6 protein-coding genes are annotated in these 7,113 nt (G+C 54.6%); 3 read left to right on the plus strand and 3 right to left on the minus strand.

Annotated elements, in window-relative coordinates; genetic code table 11:
• Positions 1-44 precede the first annotated feature (44 nt).
• Positions 45-488 (plus strand): cyanase, encoded by a 444-nt coding sequence (gene cynS / locus B4N58_RS07760; protein WP_008250133.1) that lies wholly within the window; start codon positions 45-47, stop codon positions 486-488.
• Positions 489-568: 80 nt separating this feature from the next.
• Positions 569-937 carry an FKBP-type peptidyl-prolyl cis-trans isomerase gene (locus B4N58_RS07765; RefSeq protein WP_008250135.1) on the plus strand — a complete coding sequence of 123 codons (369 nt, stop codon included), beginning with the start codon at positions 569-571 and terminating at the stop codon, positions 935-937.
• Positions 938-1,488: 551 nt separating this feature from the next.
• Here B4N58_RS07765 and B4N58_RS07770 read toward each other — a convergent pair.
• From B4N58_RS07770 to senB, 3 genes are read right to left on the minus strand one after another with little or no spacing between them, the layout of a single operon-like run.
• Positions 1,489-2,178, minus strand: a complete 690-nt coding sequence (locus tag B4N58_RS07770) for a TVP38/TMEM64 family protein (protein ID WP_291747763.1) — start codon at positions 2,176-2,178, stop codon at positions 1,489-1,491.
• 11 nt (positions 2,179-2,189) lie between these two features.
• Complete coding sequence (gene selD / locus B4N58_RS07775; protein WP_291747766.1) at positions 2,190-4,478, minus strand: selenide, water dikinase SelD; 2,289 nt, start codon at positions 4,476-4,478, stop codon at positions 2,190-2,192.
• Positions 4,465-5,511 (minus strand): selenoneine biosynthesis selenosugar synthase SenB, encoded by a 1,047-nt coding sequence (gene senB, locus B4N58_RS07780; protein ID WP_291747768.1) that lies wholly within the window; start codon positions 5,509-5,511, stop codon positions 4,465-4,467. Before senB ends, selD begins: the two co-directional genes overlap by 14 nt.
• A gap of 117 nt (positions 5,512-5,628) precedes the next feature.
• Between senB and B4N58_RS07785 the strand changes: the two genes are divergently transcribed.
• The gene (locus B4N58_RS07785) at positions 5,629-6,822 is read left to right on the plus strand and encodes a class I SAM-dependent methyltransferase (RefSeq protein ID WP_291747773.1); all 1,194 of its coding nucleotides are present in this window, start codon (positions 5,629-5,631) and stop codon (positions 6,820-6,822) included.
• The last annotated feature ends 291 nt before the right edge of the window (positions 6,823-7,113 follow it).

Consider the following 7,113-nt stretch of genomic DNA (forward strand, 5'->3'; position numbering starts at 1 on the left):
ACCGAGACAACACCCCCACTAAATTTGATTCAAAGGAGTGCACCATGAAACGAACCGACGTAACCGAAATGATTGTATTGGCCAAGCGCAAGAAAAAATGCACTTGGGACGACTGCGCCAAAGTACTGGGCCAGTCCAAGGAATGGAGTACAGCTGCATTGCTGGGCCAGATGACCTTGACTGAGGAGCAGGCCAAGAAAATTGGTGAGTATTTGGCTTTGCCACCTGAAGCGGTAGATTGCCTGCAAGTGGTGCCTTACAAAGGATCGCTGCCCACGGCCGTGCCCACTGACCCCCTGATTTATCGCTTTTATGAATTGATTAGCGTGTATGGCACCACCTTCAAGGAACTGATTCATGAAGAGTTTGGCGACGGCATCATGAGCGCCATCGACTTCAAAATGGATTTGCAGCGTGAGCCAAACCCCATGGGCGACCGCGTTAGTATCAATATGAGTGGCAAATTTCTGCCTTACAAAACCTATTGATTTCAAGGCTGAATTTCCAGCTGATTGAACACCCCGGGTTAGAATAGGCGCTTGTCTTAATTCTTACCTGGGGTAATGCCGTGACTGATTCAACCAACAACGCCGCCGCTGGCGACGAACTCGTACTGCCATCTGGCGTGAAGCTGACTTTCAAAAAGCGCGGCACTGGTACGCAAAAGCCAACACCCAATTCAATCGTCGAAGTGCACTACGAAGGCACCTTCCTGGACGGTCGCGTTTTTGACAGTTCGATCAAGCGCAATGAAAAAATTTCCTTCCCTTTGAACCGTGTGATTCCTGCCTGGACTCAGGCTTTGTGCGAAATGGTGGTGGGTGATCGTGCGATCGTGTTTTGTCCTTCAGACACGGCCTATGGCGCGCGTGGTGCGGGTCCGATTCCTGGCAACACCGACTTGGTGTTTGATGTCGAGTTGTTTGACATTCGTTAATTTATAGCCAACTCGGCGGGGTTGTCTTAGTTATAACCAACTCGACGGGGTTACCTGCTTCCTCACAGAAAACCGCTTGATCCCTTTTTGAGCCAAGGCATTCAATTCACCCAAGCCCGACAAGAAAGATGGTCGGGTCTTGGGTGTCGCCTACGGGCGAGCATTGAAGCCTTGGTTCAAACGGGGCGGTTTTCTTGAAGTTCGGAACAGGCAAGCCCACTGCCGAGTTGGCTTAAACTAGCGCCAGCGGCTCACCAGCAAGTTCGCGTCACAGCGCAACTGGTGCGAACTACTATCTACCGCCGCGCAGTTCACAGCAGGTTTCAGGGCACAATCGGCGTCGGTGTTTCGATCGTCTCGCCTTCAAGAAAACCTGCCCTTGCGTGTCGAGCAGGGCCGGTGTCGTCCCAGTATGGGCGACAGAGAACGCGCCCGACTCGCTTTTTGGAGGGGCGTTCTCAGGCATCGTAAGGCTCAGCAAGGGATATACAGGTTTTCTGGCGAGAGATCGGAACACGAGCTGATTGGGCCAAGTGAACCAGCCGGTTGTGCTAAACCGCTTTTCGCAGTTGAAATTGCCGAGTTCCCCACTGAATGAGGAACGGCACCAAAGCCAGTGCGGCCAGTGAAATGACCACCTCAAGCGAAATAAGCTCCTCAAGCCTGTTCACCTTGGCCAGCTCATTGCCCGCATTCACATACAGCATGGTGCCAGGCAGCATGCCTAGAAAGCTGGTCCACAAGAAGGTCCACGGCTTTACACGTGTAAGGCCAGCCAGCAGATTGAATGCAACGAAAGGAATGATGGGTGCCAGTCGCAGGCTGAGCAAGTAAGCCACTTCGTTTTTCTCAATGCCTTTGTTGATGTCATTCAGCTTGTTGGCAAAGCGGCTTTCAACTGAGGATCGGAAAAAGTGCCGCGCAAACAGCATGGTGAGCAAGGCACCCAAAGCCGACGCTGCAGTGGACACGACCATGCACAAGCCAAAACCCATGCAGCCGCCACCCACCAGCATCAACACGCCTGCACCGGGCAGGCACAGCGCTGTGAGCAATACAAATACACCGAAGTAAATGACAGTGACCAACGTCGGGTTGTCCATAAAGTGCATGGCCAATTCGCGCTGGGCAGCCAGCATGTCTTGCAGCGACACATCTGCATTCAGCCACACCAACAACAGCACCGCCGCGACCAGCATCAGTGTGGTTTTCTTCCAGTGTTGTTGAACAGCATGTGGCATCAAGTGCTTCCTTAACCCTTCAATACTATCGGTTCAATGGCTTCGCCCTGAGGCAGTATGCGGCCAATAATGGCGGTGTGTTCATAGCCCAGTTTCTTCAATGCAGCCACACAGGCTTCGGCTTTGTCACCGGGCACGGTGGCCAGCAAACCACCTGCTGTTTGTGGGTCAAATATCAGCGGGTAGCGCGGGTCATTCACATACTCAGCCTGATTTCGAATGGCGCGGCGCAAGCGCACGTTCGCCGGTTGCAGAGAGCTCACAATGCCAGCGCTGACCATTTCAAGTGCGCCGTCCAGCAAAGGCAGGGCGCTTAGATCAAGTTCAGCGTCTACCTCTGAAGGGCGGGTCATTTCCACCAAATGGCCCAACAGCCCAAAACCAGTCAGGTCGGTACAGGCCTTCGATCCATATTCACGAAGGCACTGTGCGCCAATTCGGTTGCTCTTCACCATCGATTCCAGTGCTGCATCAATCCAACGACCCTTCGTTTTCAACTGGGGCAAGGCGGCAAACAGTGTCCCGGTACCAATTGGTTTGGTCAGCAATATTGCATCGCCGGGGCGCATGCCACCTTTGATCATCACGCCGTCCAGGTTTTCATCGACCAAGCCATTGATGGCAAAGCCCAAGGCCAACTCACGACCTTCACCAGTGTGACCGCCCACCAGTGCGCAACCTGCTTCGTTCAACACTTCAACTGCACCGCTCATCATTTGAAACAACAGTTCTTCAACTTTCGATTCCAGCCCGGGTGGTACGGTGACCACGGCGGTGGCCGATTGCGCCTCGCCACCCATGGCAAATACATCGCCCAGCGCATGGTTGGCGGCAACTTTGCCGAAAATGTAAGGGTCGTCTACAAAAGCCCGGAAGAAGTCGACTGTGTGCACCATGGCTTTGCCGGGGGGTACTTTCACAATCGCAGCATCGTCAGGGGCATGCAGGCCCACCAATACATCTTCGCGATCAACAGGCTTTAGGTTACCGAGTGCGCGAGATAAAACTGTTGAACCCACCTTGGCACCGCAACCACCACAGCGCATGGCGATGGCTGAAATGGCCTGTAGGCTTTCTTCCTGAGTCAATGCGAGGTTGGGCGTGCTGCTACCACCAGCCGGCTTTGCGTTGGGGTCCATCTCAGGAAATTCACTGAATTTCGCCATGAAGCGGCGATCAATCCAGTCTTTCCACTGCCACACCCAAGCGCCCGCAAAGCCCAAGGAGCCTTTGGACGCCACGGCGTATTTGTCGCCAGTGCTGATCAAAGCCAGCCAGGTTTTTTGGGGTCGGTATTCCAGCAGGTCGGCCCCCTGCACAAACAGGTGCAGGTTCTTGGTCAGTGGTTTGCCCATGCGTACAGCAAACACACCGGCTTTTTCCAGTGGTGTGCTGGTCAGGTTGGCGATGTCGCCTGCTGCAAAAATTTTGGGGTCGCGCGTGGTTTGCAGGGTTGATCCCACATTGATAAAGCCACGGGAATCCAGTTCAAGGTCGGTGTTCTTCAGCCAAGCTGCACCACCAGCCTGTGTGACCCACATGATTTCATCGGCATGCAGGTTTTCACCTTGTTTGGTTTGCAGGTTGTGGCCGTCGAGCTGAACCACTTCTGCACCACGGTGAAGCACCACGCCGCGCTCGGTCAGCACTTTCTCGAAACGAGCGCGTACGCCAGCGTTGTGGGTGGGCAGTACATCGGTATCGGCGGTGAACAGGTGAAACTCAAGTTCATCGGGGTTGCGGCCCATGGTGCGCAGTTCGTTGCGCAAGCGAAACTGCATGGCCAGCGCCAGTTCAACACCACCGGCTCCACCACCCACTACGGCAATGGTGGTTTTGCCTGCGTGGGTTTTTACTCGCTCCAACAGGCTTACCCAGCGCTGGTTGAATCGTGCAATCGGCTTCACGGGCACCGCGTTTTCCAAAGCACCCGGTACCAGTTGCACTTGCGGCGTGCTGCCAATGTTGATCGACAGGGCGTCGTAAGCCACGGGTGGTCGGTTTTTGCAAATCACCTTTTGATTGGCGCGGTCAATGCCCACCACTTCATCTTTGAACAAGCGTGCACCCGCAAATGCACACAGGCGGCCCAGGTCGATGTGAACGTCGTCATAGCTGTAGTGGCCCGCAATGTAGCCGGGCAGCATGCCGGAATAGGGGGTGTGAATGTCGGTACAAATCAGGGTAAGGCGCACACCGGGCCAGGGCTTCATGCCAAACATGCGCAGCACACCCACATGGCTGTGACCGCCGCCAACTAAAACGATGTCACGAAGAATGGGTTGGTCAGATGTTTGCATTGTTTACTTCTTGTTTGTTTTGAATGGCTCGTTGTACGAGTCGAATTAGGTGATTTTGTTCGTTTTCCGGGGCAAATAATTTCGCTCGCTCGGCGCACTGGTTTTTTAGCTTGGTGTACAAACTGGATTTACCCGGTGGCAGGGGTTTCGGATTCACTATGTCTTCTTGCAACTGGGTCAGCATATTGGCCAGGGCATGCGAATTGCCCAAAGGGAAATAACCCGGGTAACCTGCGCCCAGCATGCCGATATTGCCATCAATGTAGCTGGCCACCACCGGGGTTCCGCTGCACACCGCTTCCATGATGACATGCGCTCCGCCTTCCATTTTGCTGGCGTGCACCAGCACATGGGCGCGTTGAATGCGTGTTCGGGTAGCGCCATGTGGCTGATTGCCCAGCCAGTGGTAGTTGGGGCAGGCCTGCATGGTTTCCTCGGCGGCTTGGGCCAGTTCGGGGTCCAGGGGGCCACCAATGTGATCAATGTAAATGTCGGGGTAGCCACGCAACAACACGGCCGCTTCCATCAGGGTTTGGGGCATTTTTTCATCGCGCAAATGGCCCACCATGACCACCTTCAAACGACGTTTGGCCTTCGAAAGGGTTTTGCGTGTCGTGGTGGACTGAAAAATAACAGAGGTCTTTTCCTGCAAGGCTTCGCTGAGTTTCTCTGTGCCTTTTTCTTGCAACACGATCAAATGTTGTGCCAATTCCAGCGATTTTTGCGCAGTTTCATCGGTTTCGATGTCGCGGTACAGGTCGGTGCCGGTCAGCGCCAATATCAGCCCGGGGCTTCCGTGTGCATCCGCACCACGGCTGTGTGCCCAAGCAGCAATTGAATCGGCGGAGCGCCGTGCATGCAGCGCGATCATTGCAACATCGTGTTGTGTGGTGGGTGTGTTTTCCCAGTGCTTCACAATGCGCACATTGAAATGCCCGGATAAAAACAATTGCCAGCGGCGGACGGTTTGCCAATTCCCATTGTTGGAATCCGCAAGAGCGGGGCTTACGATGACGACAGACGGTTTAATCAAGACAACAGCCACTTAATTGGAGGGGGTAAATTCGGGGGAGATAACCACCCGAGGTGGTACACTGCGACCCTGAAGAAGTTTACACGATCCGACCCGCCATTCACCGCGAGAACCCGCATGCAATCAGCCCAAGAAACCCCTGTGATCCAATGGACCAAAGGCGAGGAAACGTTCAGCGCGCGCTGGCAATCGGAGCGCAATTTGGCGGTGCCCGGCAAAGTGATGCTGGCTGACGACACCCTGACCGCTGACATGGCTTACCGCCTGGCCTGTGAGGGCAATGTGTTTTTGTGGCAAAGCGACTTTCAAAATGCTCGTCAGTTGATGCAAGCCTTGGTGCGCCGTGTGGACAAAAATGCCGAGCACAAGAAAAGCAAGTCGGCCAAGGCAGGCAAGGCCGACGTGGAATATCCCCAAAAATTTCATTTGTATCGCCAAACCCAGGCACAGCGCGCGCGAATTCTGGGTTCAATCCTGATTCCGTTCAACGCCGATTACAGTATTCCCCTGCGCCGCGCACCCGATGTGTTGTTGGCGTGCACGGAAGCCTGGGGCGAGCCACAAGTGGACGGCCCAATGATTGTGACCTCGCTACGCGAGATGATGGGCGTGGTAGGTGCGCATGAATGGCGCAAAAAAGGCGTGGATGTACCCGCGCTTGGCGATCCTCCCAACAACCGCATTCACCCGTACTACGGGGTTTTTTCCCCGGTGCGGGGCGAGTATGTTGATCTGGTGCTGAAAGCCCCCATGCCCAAAGCCTGTGAAGTCAACGGCTCGGCGGTAGATGTAGGTACGGGCACGGGCGTGTTGGCAGCCGTGCTGGCTCAACGCTGGTTGAGCAATATTGTGGCCACCGACAACGACCCGCGCGCGCTGGAATGTGCGCAATTCAATGTCCAGAATTTGGGCATGGGCAAGCAGGTGAAAGTGGTGCAGGCCGATTTGTTTCCCGACAGCAAAGCCGATTTGATTGTGTGCAACCCACCCTGGTTGCCGGGCAAGCCCACTTCACCGATTGAACGCGCCATTTACGATGAAAACAGCGGCATGCTGAAAGCGTACCTGGCTGGCTTGGCCGCGTATTTGAATGCAGGCGGAGAAGGGTGGTTGATTTTGTCTGATTTGGCAGAACACCTGAAACTACGCACGCGCGAAGAATTGTTGGGTTGGATTGAACTGGCAGGTTTGAAGGTGCTAGGTAGGCTGGATGCTAAGCCCAAGCATGGCAAGGCTTTTGATGCCAGCGATGTGCTGTTTGATGCAAGGTGCAAGGAAGTGACCAGCTTGTGGCGACTTGCTGCTGCGTGATTGCTTAATGCCCACGCTGCTGATTGGCGATGAGCCATTGATTCGCCGGCGTTGATGCCACAGCCAACTCGGCAGTGGGTTTGCCTGTTCCGCACATTCAAGAAAACCGCCCCTTGTGAATTCATTCGCAGCGTTTGGCGAATAGCCAACACCGAGACTCGGCCATGTTTTTTGCCGTATATGGACGCCTCCGATTGCGCAATGGTCTTGTTGGTATTTTTGGCTTGACTCGAATCAAGGATGCAGCCGTATATTCGGACCTTTATTGCGGCCCTTTTCTAGCCGCTGTCC

It is taken from the genome of Limnobacter sp. UBA3528, assembly GCF_002377005.1.
Classification (GTDB): Bacteria; Pseudomonadota; Gammaproteobacteria; order Burkholderiales; family Burkholderiaceae_B; genus Limnobacter.

Excerpts from the sequence above, each read along its gene's own strand:
- cynS (WP_008250133.1), top strand. The coding sequence starts at position 45 with ATGAAACGAACCGACGTAACCGAAATGATTGTATTGGCCAAGCGCAAG.
- B4N58_RS07770 (WP_291747763.1), bottom strand. The coding sequence starts at position 2,178 with ATGCCACATGCTGTTCAACAACACTGGAAGAAAACCACACTGATGCTG.
- selD (WP_291747766.1), bottom strand. The coding sequence starts at position 4,478 with ATGCAAACATCTGACCAACCCATTCTTCGTGACATCGTTTTAGTTGGC.
- B4N58_RS07785 (WP_291747773.1), top strand. The coding sequence starts at position 5,629 with ATGCAATCAGCCCAAGAAACCCCTGTGATCCAATGGACCAAAGGCGAG.